This window comes from Pedobacter sp. 10L46_2, assembly GCF_056395165.1.
On record NZ_JBFTIZ010000069.1, the window covers coordinates 1 to 21,180 of the forward strand.

A 21,180-nucleotide genomic window follows, 5' to 3' on the forward strand; every position below is an offset into this window, starting at 1 on the left:
GACCCTGTTTGTGTAATGCCACCTTCAAAAACTGAACCATCGGCAGAAAGTTGTGCTAATTCGGCATAAAGTACGTCTTCTTCTGCCGAAACTTCAGGGTTTGTCATTTTGCCATAGCTTTTGCGGATGTTTTTGATACGTGCAGCTAAAGTTTCTTCGTCAGCTTTAACAACATATTGAGTAAACTTGTCTTTAGAAGAAAGGTTTAAATCAATAGCAGGTGCTAATCCTAATTCATAATCAAATTCAAATTCGTCTGTATAATCCCATTTGAATTCTTTAGAATCATCCATCACAGGCAAAGGCTGACCAAGAATTTCTACTTTATTATCAGTTAAGTGCTTATTTAAAGTTTCGCTTAACAGATTGTTGATTTCTTCTACAAGAATACTTCTGCCATACATTTTTTTGATGTGAGCAGGAGGAACCATTCCTTTACGGAACCCAGGAAGGTTTGCTTTTTTAGCTTGTTCTTTTATAGTCTTATCAACCTTTTCAGTATAATCTTCAGGTGCAATTTTAATTTTTACAACTGCGTTTAAGTCGTTAATTTTTTCCTGTGTAATGTTCATCTTTCTGAATCAATATTTTTATAACCGTCTTTATATAAAAATTCCCCCGTGTTGCGGGGGAATTTTTGTGTGCGGAAGAAGGGACTCGAACCCCCACGCCGTGAAGCGCCAGATCCTAAGTCTGGTGCGGCTACCAATTACGCCACTTCCGCAGTTAGGATTGTTTTAGGACTGCAAAGATAGAGATAGTTTTCAATTCTCAAAACCCTTTTTAAAATATTTTCAATAAATATTTAATACCCCTCTGCCCTATTCTCATTACTTACTCACCATCAAAATTTCACCCTTCTGATAACCAGCAAAATACATTTGAAATTTTTAATGCATCAATAAATTTCATGAATAAAAAAAAATTAAAATATTTTTTCATTTAACTGTTTTCCGGTAGAGTCGTCGCTAGTTTTCAATCAAAAAGCCATGAAGACATACTCGTTATCCTGAAATCGTGCTATAGCACATGCTGTCGTCGAGATGACGAGCGTATTAGAATGACGCTTAGTACTAACTAATCACCTCCTGTATAGCCAGAGCAGGAGGCGACATTGCTTATCAGGACGTGACATTCTTTTATTGCCCCACCCCTCTTACCATCCGAGAAACCCAGGAGTTGTGGGTGCATCTCTTCTTTCAGTTACCTATATCCCAAGCCCATATTGTAGAATAGAAAGGCCCATTTGTCGGCAATCTCTTCAATAGCTTTATCTGTCGGTTTACCGGCACCATGCCCGGCGTTGGTCTGTATACTGATCAGCACCGGTTCATCACCTCCCTGCCGCTCCTGCAAGGTTGCCGCAAACTTAAAAGAGTGCGCAGGCACAACTCTGTCGTCATGATCGGCAGTAGTAACCAATGTTGCGGGATATTTCCCTCCTGCTTTTAAAGCATGCACGGGCGAATACTTATGTAAATACTCAAACATCTCTTTTGAATCTTCCGACGTTCCATAATCATAGCTCCAGCCTGCTCCTGCCGTAAATTTATGGTAGCGCAACATATCCATTACCCCAACGGCCGGAAATGCTACCTTAAACAGCTCTGGTCGCTGCGCCATGGTAGCTCCAACCAACAACCCGCCATTTGAACCACCCATTATTGCCAGGTAATCTTTAGAAGTATACTTAGTTGAAATCAAATACTCCGCCGCAGCAATAAAGTCGTCAAATACATTTTGCTTTTGGAGTTTAGTTCCTGCAAGATGCCATTTTTCGCCATACTCGCCACCACCACGCAGATTAGGGACTGCATAAACACCTCCCTGCTCCAGTAAAACAACTATAGAAGTACTAAACGCAGGAGTTAAACTAATATTAAAACCTCCGTAACCATATAACACAGTAGGATTTTTGCCATTTAGCACTAGTCCTTTTTTATAGGTAATGATCATTGGCACCTTAGTGCCGTCTTTAGAAGTATAAAATATCTGTTTAGACTCGTATTTTGATGGATCGAAATCGATACCCGGCTTTTTATAGACTTCCGATTGGCCTGTAGTTACCGAATATTTAAAAATTGTAGTTGGATAAACATAGGATGTAAAGGTATAAAATAGCTCTAGCTCCTTCTTTTTACTGCCAAAGCCAACAGCTGTACCTATCCCGGGCAACTTAATTTCATGTTCCAGTTTACCGTCCATATCATACTGCAATACCATCGAAACTGCATCCTTAATGTAATTAGCAAATAGCTTACCTCCACCGGTTGATGGGCTTAATACATTTTCTGTTTCTTTGATCAGGTCTTTCCAGTTTGCAGGTTTGGGATCGGCAGCATCCACAGTAACGATGCGTCCATTTGGCGCGTCAAGGTTTGTATATATGTACAACTTGCTGCCAATATTATCAATGATGCTATGGTTTTGTTCAAAATTATCGACCACAGGGATAATGGCAGAATTGGCCACAGAAAGATCCTTTATGTACAACTCATTACCTGATGTAGAATTAGCAGCAGAGATAATCAAATAGCGTTCATCTTCTGTTAAGCCTGCACCAATATACCTGCGTGGAGTTTTTGCACCTCCAAATACCAGCTGATCGTCTTTTTGCGGCGTTCCCAGTTTATGGAAAAACAATTTATGTTGTTCTGTTAACCCTGATAGCTGGCTTCCCTCTTTAGGTTTATCGTAGCTGCTGTAATAGAAGCCGGTATTGCCTTGCCAGGCTATACCAGAGAATTTTACGTCAATAAGTGTATCGCCAATAATTGACTTATCGGCTGCGTGCATCACAACAACGCTGGTCCAGTCTGAACCTCCTGCCGAAAGCTGATATGCTACCAAACTTCCATCTTTAGAAAAACTGATGTCGGCCAATGAGGTGGTTGCATCTTTAGAAAACGTATTTGGATCCAGAAATACTTCAGGCTCTCCGCCTTCCTTTTGACGATACAGAAGGCTTTGGTTTTGCAAACCCGTGTTTTTATAGAAATAAGTATAATCGCCTTCTTTAAATGGCTGAGAATACTTTTCGTAATTCATCAACTTTGTTAATCGTTCTTTTATGACTTTTCTGAAAGGAATTTGGGCCAGGTACTTTTGGGTTACTGCATTTTCTGCTTTTACCCATGCTTTGGTATCCTCTGCACGATCATCTTCCAGCCAACGGTACGGATCTTCTACTACAGTTCCAAAATAGGTGTCTTTTATGTTTTCTTTCTTTGTTTCCGGATAAGTTATTGCCATTTTTTGTAATGTATTGTTTTTTTGAGCCTGAGCAAAAATAGGGAACATAATGACAAGTGCGATCAGGCTGTTTTTAAATGTTGTTTTCATAGCCAAAATTGTTTTACCTAAAATTTAATATTGAGATTATGTTCATAAAATTAAACAAAAAATACGCACACAACACTGTTACTTTTCTTTATTACTACGAATACGTAACTTGGGCGCTTTAATTAACTTTAATGAAGAACTTATTTTGCAAATCGGCCAGGGTTGGACTGGCACTCATGTTAACTTCCATCGGTGTTTGGGCTCAGGCCCCTTACCATGCATCATCTACAAAAATAAATGCATTAGTGCACACAAAATTAGATGTAAAGTTCGACTACTCAAAACGCCATCTAATTGGTAAAGAGTGGGTAACATTAAAGCCTTACGCCTACCCAACAGATTCGCTAACCCTAGATGCTCAGGGCATGGATATCAGAACTATTGCATTAGTAAATGGGAAAAACCTGCAAACGTTAAAATACACTTACGATGAAGAGCAGCTAAAAATACAGCTGGGAAAGAAATTCTTACCAGGCGAAGCCTACACCATTTTTATTGATTATACAGCAAAACCTGATGAATTAAAAGTAAAGGGCAGCGCTGCCATAACAGATGCAAAAGGTCTTTATTTTATTAATCCAGACAGTGCGGTTAAAGGGAAGCCGGTACAGATCTGGACGCAGGGCGAAACAGAAGCGTCTTCTGCTTGGTTCCCCACTATAGATAAACCAAATCAAAAAACTACAGCCGAAATTAGCATTACTGCGCCGGCTAAATACGTAACCTTATCAAACGGAAAACTGGTAAGTCAGCTAAAAAATGCCAATGGAACCCGTACAGATACCTGGAAAATGGATCTGCCACATTCTCCTTATCTATTTATGATGGCAGTTGGCGATTTCAAAATCTATCGTGATAAATGGAACAGTAAAGAAGTAGACTATTATCTGGAACCTGCTTACGCGCCTTATGCCAAACAAATTTTTGGGCTTACCCCAGAAATGATAGACTTCTATTCTAAAACACTTGGTGTTGACTATCCCTGGAATAAATATAGCCAGATTGTAGTTCGTGATTACGTAAGCGGTGCAATGGAAAATACCACTGCCACCTTACACGGTGCTTACGTACAACGCACACCAAGAGAAATGCTTGATGAAAATTTCGGACAGGCAGAAAGCACTATCGCGCACGAATTGTTCCATCAATGGTTTGGCGATTATGTTACGGCTGAAAGTTGGAGCAACTTAACTGTAAATGAATCTTTTGCCAACTATAGCGAATATTTATGGGCAGAACATAAGTATGGAAAAGATGCTGCCGATGCGCACAATTATGAAGACATGAGCCAGTATCTAGGTTCTAAAAAAGAAGCTTTAAAGAACCTGGTACGCTTTCATTATGCCGATAAAGAAGAGGTTTTTGATGCGGTATCTTACCAAAAAGGCGGTCGCATTTTAAACATGATGCGCAACTATTTGGGCGATAAGGTTTTCTTTAAAGGCTTAAATATCTATCTGAAACAAAACGCTTTTAAAAATGGTGAAGCTCATCAATTACGCCTGGCCATGGAGGAAGCTAGTGGACAGGACATGAACTGGTTCTTTAACCAATGGTATTTTAATGCCGGTCATCCGAAAATAAGTATAGACTATGCATGGGATGAAAGCGCGAAAACTCAAAAAGTAACACTTAAACAAACTCAGGCGGGAGATCCTTTTACCTTACCTATGGCCATAGATGTGTATACCGGGGCCAATAAAAAGCGTTATCAGGTAACATTTAAAGATGCAGTACAGACTTTTACATTTGCCAGTGCAACTAAGCCCGACCTTGTGAATGTTGATGCCGATAAAGTTTTATTAGCTGAAAAAGACGACCATAAATCCTTAGCCGAGTTTGCATTTCAATATGCACACGCTCCTTTATTTATGGACAGACTTGAAGCGATAGAAGCCGCTGGAAAAAACAAAAAAGATGCAGAAGGTGCAAAGGTTTTACTTTCGGCATTAAACGACAAGTATTATACGTTAAGAATGCAGGCAATAGATTCAATTGCGGCAGATGATTCAGAACTTTTTAAAACTGCAATGCCTGCAATTCAAAAACTGGCCACTTCTGATCCGAATACCCTTGTGCAGGCACAGGCAATTTCCATTATAGGTGGCAATAAAAATGCTGCTGATTTAGCATTGTTCAAAAAAGGGCTTGAAAGTAAATCGTATGCCGTTCAGGGATCGTCATTAATGGCTCTTGCTTTACAACAACCTGAAGAAGCCCTAACTGTCGCTAGAGCGCTTGAGAAAGACAACAAAGCATCACTTACACAAGCAATTGCATTTGTTTATTCAAAATTTGGTTCAGAGAAAGAATTACCTTTCATTACTGAGAAATTTACAGCAATGTCTGCTCAGGAACAAATAGAGATGATTCCTGCTTATGTAAACATATTAGGCAAGGTTAGCGACATTAATGAGCTAAAAAAGGGAGTTGATCTTGTTAAAGCCATCGGATTGAAATACAAAAGCTATGGCTACAATAAATATGTTACTAACTTCCTGCTGCAACTTAAAAAGCAAAAACAAGGAGACCAGGCTGCTTTGAGCTATACTGACAGCGCAATTGATGAATTGAAATAACAAACAACAAATTGAATTAACACAAACTTTATATACAAACCACACAAATGACAAAGAAAACCATCTTATTTTTGGCGCTTTTAGTTAGCGTAACACTCTCGTGTAAAACCGTTAAAAAAGTTATTCAAGCCCCTCCTTCTCCGGCAGAGAAACCAGCGGGTGATGCTGAGCTAGACAACATTAAGAAAGACCTTCCTGAAAGTCAGGTAGAGCGTACTGATGCCGGAATTAAATTCACATTTAGTTCAGAGATATTGTTCCCTACCAACTCTTCGTATTTAAATGAAGGTTCAAAAAAGAGTATTGCTGATGTTGCTAAAGTTTTAAAACAGAAGGACGCCAACCGTCAAATTCTTATCGAAGGACATTCGGATAAAACTGGGACCGCAAAATACAATCAGTGGTTATCAGAAAAACGTGCAGTATCTGTTAAAACTTACCTGGTTAGTTTAGGTATTAACGGAGATAGAATTCAAACTTCAGGTTTAGGTGATACACAGCCTATTGCAGATAACAAAACTAAAGAAGGACGTTTAAAAAACAGAAGAGTTGAGGTTACCTTGTTGAAGTAAGAACAACTGTTAAAGATAAATAATTCAACCCAGCCGGCCGGTTAATAAAGTTCCTTTTGAAGCTGAAACAGATACTGAACTGCTTTAACCAGTCGGCTACCATACCAGGAGAACATTTCTCCATCAACCAACATTACTTTAGCTTCAGGTACTACAGCCCTGATTTCTTCAAGGTGTGCTTCTTTGAAGGGATAGGGCTCTGAGGATAAAAATATAAGATCGGGCTTTAATTTAGCCAGTTCATTTAGTTCAATTTCAGGATACCGCTTCTCTTTAATTACATTGCTAAGGCCATTTAATGCCAATATATTATCTATAAAGGTATCTCTGCCAGCCAACATATATGGTTTTTTCCAGATCAGATAGGCAACTTTTTTATTGATTCCGTTTTGAACGGCCAAGGTTTGAAGATCATTAAAGCCTGCACTGATCAGGTGATTTAAATAGGAGGCTTCTGGTTGCCTGTCAACCAGTTCACCTATTTGGGCAATGGTCTTCTTTGCATCTTCCAGCGTATAAATATCGCTCATCCAAACAGGATAATCCTCCATCAGTTCTTCGATCTGCGATTGCTCATTCTCTTCTTTATTACCGATGATGAGGTCGGGATTTAAATCCCTTATTAGCTGGATATTTAGTTTCTTAGTCCCTCCTATTTTGGTACGCTCTGCAAACTTTTCAATGGGATGAATGCAAAATTTAGTAAGTCCGATGATTTCCTGATCAAGCCCAAGCTCGAGCAACAGTTCTGTTTGAGAAGGCACTAAAGAGACGATCCGCTTTGGCGGATAATTGATTAAAATTTCTCTGTTCAGCTGATCGGTAAAACTGCGTTGCATGATGCAAAGATAGTTGCATTATGCGTAATTTAAAGCAATCGTCGAGGACGAGACGGCGGCAAAATGACTTATTCATATTTCAATGCATCCACAGGATTTGACTTTGCAGCACGATAAGCCTGCCAACTCACAGTAAACAACGCAATCAAAATGCTCGATACTCCGGTAAGAATGAATACGGCAGGGCCAATTGAAATGTGGTAATCAAACTGCATCAGCCAATTATTCATAATCAGATACCCAATTGGCATGGCCAACACCATAGCTATCATAACTGTTTTAACAAAGCTTACTGACAACAGGGTAATGATACCAGTAATGGTTGCGCCCAATACTTTACGTATGCCAATCTCTTTTGTGCGTTGCTCGGCACTAAAGGCCGACAGCCCAAATAAGCCAAGACAGGAAACAAATATAGAAAGGCCTGCAAAGAGGTTCGATATTATAGACAGCATTTGTTCATGTTCAAATTTCTCGGCAACCAGGCTATCAACAAACTTGATTTCTACAGGGAAATCAGGATTTAATTCTTTTGTGATCTTTGTGATCTGATCAATGCTTTCCCGTACATTCCTTGTAGTGTTTAACCGCATCGTGATTACATCACTGTTTTCAGCATTGAATACGATGGCCATTGGGTGCAGCGTTCTGGTAGGTTCATCCCACAGTACATCGGCAAATACGCCCACCACCGGTCTTTGTTTACCGTTGAAAAGAACTTGCTGACCAAGGGGTTCTTTAAACCCCATTTGTTTTACAGCAGTTTCACTGAGCATCAGTGCCGACGAGTCTGAGGCACGGCCTTTACTAAAATCGCGTCCGGCAATTAATCTGATGTTATTCGTTTTCAGGAAATCATAAGTGGTCTGAATAAGGTCAAATGAAATTTTCTTATCTCCATCTCTCATGCCATGCCATTCAAGCCCGCTGGTATTTGAATTTTGAAAGGCGATGCTTCCTGATGACTGCGTTACCGCAGTTACTGCCCCTGAGTTGAGCAATCTGTCCTTGAACAAGTCAAATTTAGGATATAAGTTGCCTTCATGAGGCATTTCGATCAGTGCATTGCTATCATATCCCAGAGGTCTGTTCTTTAAATATTGTAATTGCTGATAAAGGATGAGTGTTGCCACGATTAGAACAATTGCAAAGCCGAACTGGATGATAACGAGCACCTGTCTAAAGCTGAGACTAAAATTGCTTTTAAATGCTATGGTCTTCTTTAAAGCCTGAACCGGGTTAAATGAAGAAAGGAAAAATGCTGGGTAACTACCAGCAATCAAACCGGTAAACAGAATCAGGCCGGTCACTGCCAGCCAGTTTCCGGGATGGTCATAACTGATCTGCAGTTTGGTATTCAGCAGGCCATTGAATGCTGGCAGGAATAGTTCAACCAAGACTATTGCTAGTACCACACTAACTATGGTCAGGATAAATGATTCGAGCAGGAACTGCATTATTAATGATGTGCGGCTGGCACCAATTGTTTTTCTGATACCCACTTCTTTAGCACGTTTTTGAGATCTGGCAGTAGAGAGGTTCATAAAATTGATGCAGGCTATTGCAAGAATACCCAAGGCAAGTATAATGAAAATGCGTACTTGTTCGATCTGGCCGCCATCGGCTATACCATTAGTAAAATGGCCATATAGATGGTATTTTTCGAGGGGATATACAAAGGGGGCTGCTTCAAGAGTTTTTGTTCCGGTATTTCTGGCAATGGTGTTTTTTATTTTTTGGTTGAATGCATTAGGTTCGGTCCCATTCTTTAGTGTAAGCAACGTAAAGAAAGAATAATTGCCCCAGTTAGATTCGGCTGGCCATCCGTTCAGGTTCTCATAAAGTTTCCAGGATGTCAGACATTCAAATCCATAGGTAAAATTTGGCGGAAGATCCTTTATTACCGCAGTAACCTTCAGGTTGGCCTGGTTTTCAAATCGAACAGTTTTATTGAGTACATCAACAGTGCCGAATAACCGTTTTGCAATGGTTTCTGTAAGCACAATGGAGTTCGGATCGTCAAAGGCTTTCTCCGGATTACCGCTTAGATAGTCAAACTTAAATATTCGCAACAGATCAGGATCAGCATAGCGTCCTTCTACCTTAAAAGAATTCTGCCCATTAGCCACTAATCTTCTGCTGGCCCATAACACCCTGCTGATGTTTTCTATTTCTGGGCTTTCTTCTTTTAGCACCAATGGAAGCACATTGGAAACCTGTGGCGTGGTTCCGGTAATGCTCTTATCGGTACCGTAAAAATTAACCATCAAGTGATAAGTGTTTTCACTATTCCCAAATTGCTTATCGTAGCTCCACTGGTATTGCACATACAGCAACAACAATAGGCTTGCTGCAAGACCAATGGCGAGCCCGCTGATATTGATCAGCGAAGCAGTCTTGTGCTTTAGTAAATTCCGAAAAGCAATTTTAAGATCTAGTTTAAACATCGTTTAGGGCTTAATTATTCATATTTCAATGCCTTTACTGGGGGGCTAACCGCAGCTTTTCTTGCCTGTATGCTGATAGTAAATACTGCTATTATTAAAGATATTATGGTTGCAAATACAAATGGAGCGAACGGCATATCAACACGATAGGCAAACCCCTGGAGCCACTTATTCATAACTATGTAAGCAATGGGCCAACTGATTACATTTGCTGCTACAATCAGTACCAGGAAGGAACGATTAAGCATATTGATTATTTGGAAATTAGAAGCGCCCAACACTTTACGAACAGCAATTTCTTTTGTTCTTCGTTTTGAAACGAATGCTGATAAAGCAAATAAACCAAGCAAAGAAAGCAATATTGAAAAGGCACTAAAAAGCGTGATCATTTCCATGAAACGTTTGTCTGAAAGTATCTGGGCTTGAAAGGCCGCCTCCCCAGAGGTATATATCATTGGAAATTCGGGGTAAATCTTCATCCACTCCAGCCTTACTGACTCTATCATATGTTGGTAATTATCCGTGTTGAAACGGACTAAAAGGTTATTGGTACTAGACATACCACCTAAATGGGTAACTTTATAAATTGTAGGCAAAACAGTCTTATCAAAACTTTCATTATGATAATCCTTGATCACTCCGACGATGCGAAAAGTATATTTTCTCTTTTCGTCTAGCACATCATAGTCCTGTCCAACAATATTTTTACCAAGTAGTTTTGCTGCTGCTTCATTTAAAACAACCGTATTTACTGTATCCTGTTTATACTCTTTAGAGAACAGCCTACCGCTAACCAGATGTACACCTAAAGCTGGCAATGTTTCCATGGTAACTGTTACAGTATTGAAATCAAAGGTGTTACTTTTATACACTACTTTTTCAGAAACGTTAAACGTATTACCCATTACCTGGGTTGTAGTAGCTACGTATTGCACTCCTGGTATTTTTTTTATCCTTTCAGCAAACCGGTCATCATAATTGGTTGATATATTGATGAGATGGGAACGATCAAAACCAAGATCCTTGTTTACTAAGAAATTTGTTTGTGATTGCATTACACCAATAGAGATTACAAATGTTGCAGCAATTGCAAATTGGACAATAACTAATCCGTTTCTTAAAGCAATACCTTTAAAACTATGTTCATAATTTCCTTTTAATACAGCAATAGGATTATAGTTAGAGAGTACAGCCGCAGGGTACAAACCAGCCAACAACGTAACAATAATAAATACAGCAAATAGCTGGAATAATATGGACACTAGCTTTGCATTGTGCCAAAAGCTAAGCTGTGCATCAAAATTAGTGCTAAAGGCGGGCAGTAACAGTTCAACAAGTGCAATACTAATAAATAATGCAAATAAACTTTGAATGGCCACTTCAAAAAGAAACTGCCATACAAGTTGTTTCTTGCTTGTTCCCAACACCTTTTTGACACCAACTTCTCTAGCTCTTTGTACAGATTGTGCTGTGGCAAGATTAATAAAATTGATGACAGATATGAGCAATAAAAATATAGATAGTGCTACTACAGGCTTAATTTTATCTACCCAGTTTTTTGCAAAGGGAGGATTCCTATGTACATCCTTTAAAGGGATAATTTTTAAAATCGGAGCGCTTGTACTTCTAGAAACATCCTTATTTTTTGCTTCACCATAGAGTTTATTTTTATAATCAAAATGAGCGATGTTAATGGTTTTATTTAGTGCATTTGTATCTATTGCCGTATTTACTAACCCGTATATTTTACAAGGGGTAGTGACATTCAAATTCTCAGGATCTTTTTCTCTTTCTCCGTTATGCAATATTGCATTAAACTTAAGGCTTTCTGAAGCCAAGGGATCTTCAACCACACCTGTTACAGTATAAGATGTACCAGGATCGCCCTTCCACATAAATATCTTAATGGTTTTTCCTAAAGCCTCATCAGTACCAAATAGCAACTTTGCAACACTACGCTTCAGCACTACTGAATTAGGAGATTGCAATGCATTATTTTGGTTGCCCTGCAGAAACTGATAAGGAAATACCTTAAAAAACAGAGAATCAGCATTAACAAATCCTTTTAATACTAAAGGGTCGGCAAGCCCGGCTTTTATGGAAAGAACATCCCCCCAATCATTATCTATCTTAGTAACATATTTAAACTGGGGAATGCTTTTTTTTAGCATTTCTGCATTTCTGGAATTATTAAGCTCCTGCCAATGCGGCCTATTATCAGGAGTGGAAAGATTGAGAAATTCTCTGACCTGATAAACATTTTCTAGTTTCGAGTCCCATTTATCATAATTATTTTCATGGTTAATAAATAACAACAAGAGCACAAAACCTGTAAGTCCAAGTGCCAATCCTCCAATATTAATTGCAGCATAAACCCTGTTTTTAATCAGATTCCGAAAAGCAATTTTAAGATTTAGTTTAAACATGTTCAGCCGCTATTCTTTAAACAGTTTGTTGAACCACAACGTCTTCCTTAATAACCCCATCCAATAAATGCAGAATACGACTTCCATACGCAGCATTAACTTCAGAATGGGTAACCTGAACAATGGTAATTCCCTCCTCTTCATTTAGCTTTTTAAACAGATCCATAATCTGTAAAGCCTGAGTAGATTGCAGGTTACCTGTAGGCTCATCAGCTAAAATTATAGACGGTTGTGCCACCAAAGCGCGTGCAATACCCACCAATTGCTGCTGGCCTCCAGATAATTGATTCGGGAAAAGATCACTCTTGGCCACCATATTAAATCTGTCCAGAATATCAGCTACCCGACTTTTACGCTCAGAGCCCGGAACTTTTTTATACAATAATGGTGCTTCAATATTTTCGGCTACCGTCATCTCATCAATAAGATGATAAGCCTGAAATACAAAACCAATATGGTTACGGTATAGCTCAATACGCTTACGCTCGTTTAGTGAAACTACATCTTCGCCCATAAACTCATACTGTCCGTAGGTAGGTTCCTCCAGCATTCCCAATATATTAAGCAGCGTTGATTTTCCTGCGCCAGATGGTCCCATTATGGAAACAAATTCACCTTGTTTTATACTTGTAGTTACGTGACGAAGGATGTAACTTTTTACCCCTTTGTTAGCGTAATATTTCTCTATATTTCTTAATTCTATCATGAGATTATGTTTTTATGTTTTAATTCTATTCGTATTTCAAGGCATCAATTGGGTTGGTACTGGCAGCTTTGTAGGACCTAAGGCTTACAGTGATCAGGGTAATGACAATGGAAAGCAGCATGGCGATCATAAAGGGCCAAACACTGAGTGGTGCTCTGTATTCAAAACCTTGAAGCCACTTGGAAACAAATATATAAGAAACTGGCCAGGCGATGAGGTTGGCGATCAGCACCATCCAGAGGAATGAACTGTTCAGCATCCTGATGAGTTCTGCAGTGGATGCTCCAAGTACTTTTCGGATGGCTATTTCTTTGGTCCGCTGTGTAGCGATGAAGGAGATCAATCCAAACAGGCCTATGAAGGAGATGAAGATAACCACCCCTGCAAATACTTTAAAAAGTACGCTCATAACCCGCTCCGTCTCATAAAATGAGCTGATCTGATCGTCCATAAAGCTGGAGTTGTACACATAATCAGGAAATGTCCCGTTCCAATCGCTTTCAATGGCTTTCATGGCCTGAAGAAGCTGGCCTGGTTCCATTTTCACGGCCATAAGATTGTAGACACCCTTGTAGGAGAACAATGCTGTAGGCTCTATTTTATCATGCAGAGAAAAATTGTTAAAGTCTTTAACCACACCAACAACCGGCATCTTACGGCCTTGAGTTTCTATAAATTTTCCAAGAATTTCATTGGGGTTGCTGATGTTGAGTTTTTTTAGCAGGGTTTCATTGACAACGGTTTCTTTAAGGGTGTCTGTTTTAGACAGGGTTCTCCCTGCGATCAGTTTCAATGAAAAGGTGTTGATGTAGTCACGGTCTGTTGATTTCACGCTCAGCTGGAAGTTTTCATCTTTGGTACTGTTGTATTTAAAGCTGGAGGTGTTGTTGTTGTTGGATGAAGGGGCTGCATTGCTAAAACTGACTGCTTTCACGCCATTGATATGAAGTATTTTCTCCTTTAAGGTGTTGAATTTTAGTTGGCTCAGACTATCGGATGGTACATCCACCAGGGCAATGGCATTGGTATCAAACCCTAAAGATTTGGCCCTCATGTAACTCATTTGATTGATCACTACCAGAGTGCCTACGATCAGTACGGATGTGATGGCAAATTGAATAACCACGAGCGCCCTTCTGAGTCCGATTGCTCCTGCGTTTGCGGCGCTGATCTTATTTTTTATCGCAAGCGCAGGACTGAAACCTGACACGATCATTGCGGGATAAAAGCCAGCCAGGAAACTCACTACCAAAACCAACAGGGTCATGAAGATGAATATCACGGGATGCCCAAAGAGGCTAAAAGAAATATCCCCACTGAACAGATTTCTCATTCCCGGAAGGGCTAATTCTGTAAGCACACTTGCAATAAGCAATGCAATGATGGTGATCAGTGCGGTTTCGCTTAAAAACTGCCATACCAATTGTTTGCGCCTGCTTCCCATTACCTTGCGGATACCAACTTCCTTAGATCTGCTTACGGCTTGGGCGGTGGCCAGGTTAATAAAATTGATACAGGCAGTGAGCAATAAAAATGAACCAAAAACGATCAAACCGATGATCTGACCCTCCGGCATGACTTTATTATTAAAGTTGCTGAATTTTTCGTTATAGTGGATATCACTTAAGGGCTGAAAATAGTGGTGCTCCTTGCCTACGCTTCCTTTTTCATAGTATTTATCGATAAGTTTCAATACAGGAGCTTTAAGCGCTGATGCGTCGGCACCTTTTTTTAACAGCACATAGCATTCGGAACTCGAGCTTACAGATTGCCAGCTATTCAGGCTTTCGTCTTTGTAGGTCAGGTAGGAAATGACTACATTGAAAGGGAAACTGCTGTTATCCGGAAAATCTTCAAAAACGCCGGTGACTTTGAGGTCTAACCTGTTTGAAAACCTGATGTTCTTGCCAACGGCATCCTGCCATTTTCCAAAATATTTATCTGCCGTTTTTTTTGACAGGGTAACGGTGTTCGGGACTGACAGCGCCTTGCGTGGCTCTCCTTCAAGCCACTTGATCTTAATGATATCGAAAAACTGGGGTTCAATATAATAAACGCTTGATGCTTCTTTAACTTCAGGTCTTGTGGTGGTGGCCGCAACCTTGATGATCCCTCCTGATTCCTGAACAGCAGCAACCTGCTCTGCCTGAGGAAAGTCGTTACGCACTGCCGCAGCGAGCGGTCGCGGCACTCCTTTACTATAAAATTCATTTTCGCCCGGATAGGTCCAGGAGGATACGACCCGGTAGATCCGGTCGTTATTTTCATATCCCTTGTCAAAGCTCAGCTGGTATCTTAAAAAGATAAAAATAAGCAGGAGATAATCCTGTGATATTTATGAAGGTGTATCCTTTATATTTCCAAAGGTTTCGTAAGGCGATTTTTAAGTTCAGTTTAAACATCTCAATTCTTATTAATCTGGTTATTCGTATTTAAGTGCATTAATTGGATTTGATTTAGCTGTTCGATAAGCCTTATAGCTTACAGTAAGCAAGGTTATTGTTATGGTACCAAGGGCAGCCAATGCAATTATCCACCATGAGATTGTGGTATGAAATTCAAAATTATCCAGCCATTTAAGCATCACATAGTAAGCTATAGGTGCCGCTAATACGGTTGCAACAAGAATCATCTTCACAAACGACAGCGATAATAGCTGCATTAAGCTTACTACCGAAGCACCCAAAACTTTTCTTATTCCAAACTCTTTGGTACGCTGCTCGGCACTATAAGATAATAAGCCGAACAACCCTAAACAAGATATAAAAATAGCCAAACCTCCAAACAGATTAGATAACAATCCCAGAGTTTTTTCCTTAGTAAGTTTTTCAGCATATATAGAATTCATAAACTTGATCTCTACAGGATATGCCGGGTTTATTTCTTTAGTGATGCTTGTAATTGTCTCTATGTTTTGTTGCAGGTTATTGTTCTCATTTAAGCGCATGGTAATTGCCCCTGTACCACCTTTATTAAAATAAACGATCATCGGATTATTTGATTGGTATGGCGAGTCCCATACATAATCATCAAAAACGCCAATGATGGTGCAGTTGCTATCAAACATTTTAACAATTTCGCCAACTGGTTTTTTTAATCCCATTACTTTAACCGCAGAGGCACTAACCAAAATCGCGGAAGAATCAGAAGCGTATTTCTTATTAAAATCGCGACCACTGATCAGTTTAATTCCATTAGTACTAATATAATCGTAAGTAGTTCCAACTCTGTTAAACAACACTTTATTTTCGGGATTTGGCATCCCCCGCCATTCTATTCCGGTAAAATTAGACCCGTGATGTGATAAGTTAACCGATGACTGATACATGTTTGTAACGGCACCAGATTTTAACAATCTTGTTTTAAGCAACTCAAATTTCTCATTCAATTGCCCATCTTGCGGCATTTCAACCAGTGCATTTACATCAAACCCAACTGGTTTATTTTTTATGAACTGAATCTGCTTATAAATAACCAGCGTTGAGATGATCAGGATAATTGTGAAACAAAACTGTCCAATTACCAACAGCTTTCTTAAGCTTAGCGAAAAGAAGCTTCTGCCCTCTACATTTCTTTTGAGCGATTGTGTAGGGTTAAAAGACGACAAATAAAATGCAGGATAACTACCGGCAATTAGCCCGGTAAGTAAAATAACAGACAAAAGCCCTAACCAGATGTAAGAATTAAAATAAGGGATGCTCATTTTAATATTCAGCAGGTTATTGAATATTGGCATAAACGCTTCTATTAATGCAATAGCAATGATTACACTAATTAATGTAAGCACCATTGATTCGGCCAGAAACTGCATAATTAAGGACCTCCTGTTTGCCCCTATCGTTTTCTTTATACCAACTTCTTTTGCACGTTTTTCGGACTTTGCCGTTGCCATGTTCATGAAGTTAATACAGGCAATTAAGAGTATACCTATGGCCAAAGCTGTAAAAAGCCAGATCTGTTCAATGTCTCCACCTACACTTTTACCCTCTTCAAACTTTCCGTACAGGTGCATTTTACTTAACGGGAAAAGGAAGTTGGGTTGAGAAACCTCTCTGTTGTTTCTTTTAATGGCCTCATAAATTTTCTTATTAACCAAATCAAGATTTGCATCCGGCCTTAGGGTAACCAATGTTACAAAGCTGAAATTGCTCCAGTTTAAATCTCTGGCGCCCTCATCTAGTATTTCGTACAGAGACCAGGGCATTAAATAATCAAATCTATTTGAGCTGTTCTCTGGAAGATCTTTTATAACTGCTGTAACGGTCAAATTCTCTTTCTCCTGATATTTGACCGTTTTATTTAATACGTCAGTTGATCCGAATAAAGTTTTAGCCGTGCTTTCTGTAAGTATTACTGATCTGGGGTCTTTTAAAGCTGTCTTAGGATCACCATGCATGAACTTATAATCATACATCTTTAAAATGTCTGGTTCGGCAAATTTAGACTTCTTTTTAAAGCCGTTAATTCCATTTGCAATTAATCCGGTGTTACCATAGTCCATCCGGCTTATGTATTTTACCTCAGGAATTTCCCGTTTAATTACCGGAGCAAATGCAGTTGTCGACCCATTAAAGGTTACAAAGATCTTTCCTTTGTCATCAAGAACGTTAGTCATCACTACATGTACATTTTCGGAATCTTTTGACTGTTTATCAAAGTTCAGCTCATACATTACATATAGCAACAGCATTAAACATGCTGCAAGGCCAATGGCTAAGCCCACAACATTTATTATGGAAGACACTTTGTTCTTCCAAATGCTTCGCAATATGATTTTAAAATTCAGTTTGAACATTTCGTCATGATTTCCTTTCTGGTTGCTAATCGTATGCCAAATTAAAAAAACCTCACACAAGCCTTATAATCAATAAATTAACATCTAAAAATAAGCACCACATGTTCATTATCGAACAGGCTTCGTACAATAACGAACAATATTCAATTATTCATATTTCAAGGCATCTACGGGATTAGATTTAGCCACCTTAACGGATTGTATGCTCACTGTTAAAATTGCAATCAGAAATGATAGTCCAACGGCAATAGCAAATGGCAATACAGATATGGCCACTCTAAAACTATAAGCAGACAACCAGTGACTTATAATGATATAGGCAAGTGGAAAAGCTATGAGATTTGCAATAGCAACCAGCTTGATAAAGTCCTTATTTAATAGCGTAAGGATGTTTGCTGTACTGGCGCCTAAAACCTTACGAATGCTGATTTCTTTTTTACGCTGTTCGGCCATAAATAAGGCAAGACCTAATAAACCCAGGCAAGAAATAAATACTGCAAAGCCACCAAACCAGTTAGATAGGGTTCCTAGCAATTTCTCGTTTTGAAGTTTTGATTCGAAATCATCGTTAACAAATCTGTGGTCTACCGGAAAATCAGGGTTAAACTTCTTAATGATATTGTCTTTACTGCGGTTTCGTTAACCAGAACATTTACAGTATCTACAAAGCGAGACGAAAATTCTCTGCCGGCAATAATTTTGGCACCGGTTGTTTCAGTAAAATCATAGCCCGTCCCTCTGTAATTAAATAAGATCAGTTCTTTTGGATTTTTACCTGGCCAGCTAAAATCAAAAGTTGCATCTCCAAACTGATTTAAACTATGACTAAAATAGGTAACTGAGGTTGCAGCACCTGATTTTAAAAGCTGATCTTTTACAAGATCCAGTTTTTCTTTTCCTTTTAGATTGCCTTGAACCGGTATTTCTATAAGGCCATTTCTATCGTAACCTATTGGCTTGTTCTTAATGAAATTTAACTGCTGATATATTACTCCGGTACAAACAATTAAGCATGCTGCAAATACAAACTGAAACACAACCAACACTCTTCTTACCGAAAGTGATGAGCCGCCAATGGCTGCAAAGCCCTTTAATACTTTTACAGGTTCAAATGAAGAAAGATAGAAGGCGGGGTAACTTCCGGCAATAAAACCGGTAATTATGGTTAAACCTAGCAGCGTACTCCAAAACTTCCAGTCTTGATAATTAATAACCAGTTGAATATTTAGAAGGTTATTAAAATATGGCAAGCTTATCTCTATCAAAGTAAAAGCAACCAGCATTCCTATAAGGGAAAGCACCATAGATTCCATAAGGAACTGCCCAATAAGTGATTTTCTTGAAGATCCAATAGCCTTACGTACACCAACTTCTCTTGATCTTTTCTCGGACCTTGCCGTAGACAGATTCATAAAATTAACACAGGCGATCAGAAGAATGCAAAAAGCCAGAACAATAAAAATTCTGATCTGATCTATTTTGCCACCGGTTGATTTTCCGTTTTCAAACTTATCATACAAATGCCATTTAGATAATGGATGCATTAATCCCTCATTTTCAGAATTCTTCCAGTTGCGTTTATAAATGCCTTTTATCTGACCACTAACATTATCCAGGTATTTATTATCCTTCAATTGCATTAAAGTAAGAAACGCATTGCTTCCCCATGTGGCATTTTTCACCCAGATATTTAATTTCTCATTCAATGACCAGGGCATCAGATAGTCAAACTGAATAGTTGAATTTTTAGGAACGTCTTCAATTACCGCTTCAACTTTTAATGGCTCACTGTTTTGAAATTTTACGGTCTTATTAATCGGGTCTTCATCACCAAATAAATTTCTTGCCATTGTTTGGGTCAGTATAACTGAATTTGTCTCCTGCAACACTTTCATTGGATTGCCTTTGATAAACTTATAATCCAGTATTTTAAGAAATGAGGGATCTGCAAAAATAGCAGCCTTTTTAAAGTTGTTTTGCTTATAGCTTAATAATTCATTAGTGGGGGTTGAAGAATGTGATGCGTAAGCTACGCCTTGAATTTTCTCGCTGATTTCCTTTGCCATTGGTGCCGGGGTAACACCGTAACTAACTATATCAGTACTGCTTACCGAATTAAGATACACTACATATGTTTTATCATAGTTCTTAAACTGCTTGTCGTAGCTCCATTCATACGCAACATACAGTAGCAGCACCATGCAACTGGCTAAACCAATTGCTAACCCGCCCACGTTAATTAATGTATACCCCTTGTTTTTCCAAAGGTTACGTAGTGCTATTTTTAAGTTTAATCTGAACATGACTTTAGCAGTTAAAAGTTATTCGTATTTCAAAGCATCAATAGGATTGGATTTAGCCACCTTAACGGATTGTACACTTACAGTTAGAATAGCTATAATAAGCGATAGCACCGCTGCTATTGCAAAAGGTAAAGCCGAAATACTCACTCTAAATTCATAAGCAGACAACCACTTGTTAATGACAATATAAGCAAGTGGAAAAGCAATGAGGTTAGCAATACTTACCAGTTTAACAAAGTCTTTATTTAGCAACGTTAAAATATTTGCAGTACTTGCACCCAGAACTTTACGGATGCTGATTTCTTTTTTGCGTTGTTCGGCAATGAATAATGCTAAACCTAATAAACCCAAACAAGAGATAAATATGGCAAAACCGCCAAACCAATTGGACAAAGTACCAAGGAGTTTTTCATTTTGAAACTTATATTCATAAGTATCAGCTACAAACCTCCTGTCTATAGGAAAATCAGGATTTAAAGCTTTAACAATTTCATCAATCCTATCAACAGAGGCACTTAAATTTTGTGAAGGATTTAATCTGATGATAATGTTACTAAACTCTTCAGCTCTATTGTAAATGATCATTGGCTTAGATGTTTGATAAGGCGATTCGGTCACAACATTTTTCATCACCCCAATAATGGTAACTTTAGCTCCCTCAAAATCGATCTTTGCCCCTATTGGTTGTTTTAATCCCATTACTTTTATTGCTGCCTCATTAACGATCACATTTAGTGAATCTGCCTTTCTTAAGAATTCCCTGCCGCTGACCATCTGTGCTCCAAGCGTTTTAGTAAAATCATAACCAGCACTGCGATAATTGAACAGCACCTTATCATTTACATTTTTGCCAGGCCACCCAACACTGAATGTATTATTTCCCTCATCACCTAATGGCGTGCTGAAATAGGTTATGCTTGTGGTCGCACCAGATTTTACCAACTGATCTTTCAGAAGATCCAGTTTCTCGCTGTTAACGAAATTGCCCTGTGCGGGCATCTCTATTAATCCACCATTATTATAACCAATTGGTTTATTTTTAATGTAGTTTAACTGCTGATAGATCACTGCAGTACATATGATTAAACAGGTTGCAAAGCTGAACTGAAAAACGACCAATATTTTACGAACAGAAAGTGAAGAGCTTCCAATATTACTAGCTCCTTTTAAC

At 38.9% G+C, this 21,180-nt stretch carries 13 protein-coding genes and 1 tRNA gene; 2 read left to right on the top strand and 12 right to left on the bottom strand.

Annotation, left to right across the window (positions count from 1 at the left end; translation table 11 throughout):
- From AC1DDX_RS09730 to AC1DDX_RS09740, 3 genes are all read right to left on the bottom strand, one after another.
- The coding region (locus tag AC1DDX_RS09730) for a trigger factor (RefSeq protein ID WP_477621997.1) at positions 1-572 on the bottom strand (572 nt) is incomplete at its 3' end.
- 70 nt (positions 573-642) lie between these two features.
- A tRNA-Leu gene (locus AC1DDX_RS09735) sits at positions 643-724 on the bottom strand.
- Between the two features lie 479 nt (positions 725-1,203).
- The gene (locus AC1DDX_RS09740) at positions 1,204-3,342 is read right to left on the bottom strand and encodes a prolyl oligopeptidase family serine peptidase (protein WP_430709519.1); all 2,139 of its coding nucleotides are present in this window, start codon (positions 3,340-3,342) and stop codon (positions 1,204-1,206) included.
- Between the two features lie 131 nt (positions 3,343-3,473).
- On the opposite strand from AC1DDX_RS09740, the gene AC1DDX_RS09745 reads away from it, so the two are divergent.
- Entirely contained in the window at positions 3,474-5,921 is a 2,448-nt protein-coding gene (locus AC1DDX_RS09745) for a M1 family metallopeptidase (protein WP_337715326.1), read from the top strand.
- Between the two features lie 47 nt (positions 5,922-5,968).
- Positions 5,969-6,493 (top strand): OmpA family protein, encoded by a 525-nt coding sequence (locus tag AC1DDX_RS09750; RefSeq protein WP_337715328.1) that lies wholly within the window; start codon positions 5,969-5,971, stop codon positions 6,491-6,493.
- A gap of 41 nt (positions 6,494-6,534) precedes the next feature.
- On the opposite strand, the gene AC1DDX_RS09755 is transcribed toward AC1DDX_RS09750, so the two are convergent.
- The 9 genes from AC1DDX_RS09755 to AC1DDX_RS09795 all read right to left on the bottom strand — a co-directional run.
- A complete protein-coding gene (locus AC1DDX_RS09755) occupies positions 6,535-7,332 on the bottom strand; it encodes an ABC transporter substrate-binding protein (RefSeq protein WP_337715330.1) in 798 nt (265 codons plus the stop codon).
- Between the two features lie 68 nt (positions 7,333-7,400).
- Positions 7,401-9,779, bottom strand: coding sequence for an ABC transporter permease (locus AC1DDX_RS09760; protein WP_337715331.1), 2,379 nt, complete (start codon positions 9,777-9,779; stop codon positions 7,401-7,403).
- A 14-nt stretch (positions 9,780-9,793) separates the two neighbouring features.
- Entirely contained in the window at positions 9,794-12,205 is a 2,412-nt protein-coding gene (locus tag AC1DDX_RS09765; protein WP_337715333.1) for an ABC transporter permease, read from the bottom strand.
- A 16-nt stretch (positions 12,206-12,221) separates the two neighbouring features.
- Positions 12,222-12,911, bottom strand: coding sequence for an ABC transporter ATP-binding protein (locus AC1DDX_RS09770; RefSeq protein WP_337715335.1), 690 nt, complete (start codon positions 12,909-12,911; stop codon positions 12,222-12,224).
- 25 nt (positions 12,912-12,936) lie between these two features.
- Positions 12,937-15,246 carry an ABC transporter permease gene (locus tag AC1DDX_RS09775; RefSeq protein ID WP_477622001.1) on the bottom strand — a complete coding sequence of 770 codons (2,310 nt, stop codon included), beginning with the start codon at positions 15,244-15,246 and terminating at the stop codon, positions 12,937-12,939.
- A gap of 87 nt (positions 15,247-15,333) precedes the next feature.
- Positions 15,334-17,706, bottom strand: a complete 2,373-nt coding sequence (locus AC1DDX_RS09780) for an ABC transporter permease (protein ID WP_337715339.1) — start codon at positions 17,704-17,706, stop codon at positions 15,334-15,336.
- Between the two features lie 147 nt (positions 17,707-17,853).
- Complete coding sequence (locus AC1DDX_RS09785; protein ID WP_477621998.1) at positions 17,854-18,240, bottom strand: ABC transporter permease; 387 nt, start codon at positions 18,238-18,240, stop codon at positions 17,854-17,856.
- 50 nt (positions 18,241-18,290) lie between these two features.
- The gene (locus tag AC1DDX_RS09790; RefSeq protein WP_477621999.1) at positions 18,291-20,009 is read right to left on the bottom strand and encodes an ABC transporter permease; all 1,719 of its coding nucleotides are present in this window, start codon (positions 20,007-20,009) and stop codon (positions 18,291-18,293) included.
- An 18-nt stretch (positions 20,010-20,027) separates the two neighbouring features.
- Positions 20,028-21,180, bottom strand: a 1,153-nt coding sequence (locus AC1DDX_RS09795; RefSeq protein WP_477622000.1) for an ABC transporter permease, incomplete at its 5' end; no start/stop codon positions are given.

Bases quoted from the DNA above. Each gene is read 5' to 3' on its own strand.
- AC1DDX_RS09740 (WP_430709519.1), bottom strand. From the start codon at position 3,342: ATGAAAACAACATTTAAAAACAGCCTGATCGCACTTGTCATTATGTTC.
- AC1DDX_RS09745 (WP_337715326.1), top strand. From the start codon at position 3,474: ATGAAGAACTTATTTTGCAAATCGGCCAGGGTTGGACTGGCACTCATG.
- AC1DDX_RS09750 (WP_337715328.1), top strand. From the start codon at position 5,969: ATGACAAAGAAAACCATCTTATTTTTGGCGCTTTTAGTTAGCGTAACA.
- AC1DDX_RS09755 (WP_337715330.1), bottom strand. From the start codon at position 7,332: ATGCAACGCAGTTTTACCGATCAGCTGAACAGAGAAATTTTAATCAAT.
- AC1DDX_RS09760 (WP_337715331.1), bottom strand. From the start codon at position 9,779: ATGTTTAAACTAGATCTTAAAATTGCTTTTCGGAATTTACTAAAGCAC.
- AC1DDX_RS09765 (WP_337715333.1), bottom strand. From the start codon at position 12,205: ATGTTTAAACTAAATCTTAAAATTGCTTTTCGGAATCTGATTAAAAAC.
- AC1DDX_RS09770 (WP_337715335.1), bottom strand. From the start codon at position 12,911: ATGATAGAATTAAGAAATATAGAGAAATATTACGCTAACAAAGGGGTA.
- AC1DDX_RS09780 (WP_337715339.1), bottom strand. From the start codon at position 17,706: ATGTTCAAACTGAATTTTAAAATCATATTGCGAAGCATTTGGAAGAAC.
- AC1DDX_RS09790 (WP_477621999.1), bottom strand. From the start codon at position 20,009: ATGTTCAGATTAAACTTAAAAATAGCACTACGTAACCTTTGGAAAAAC.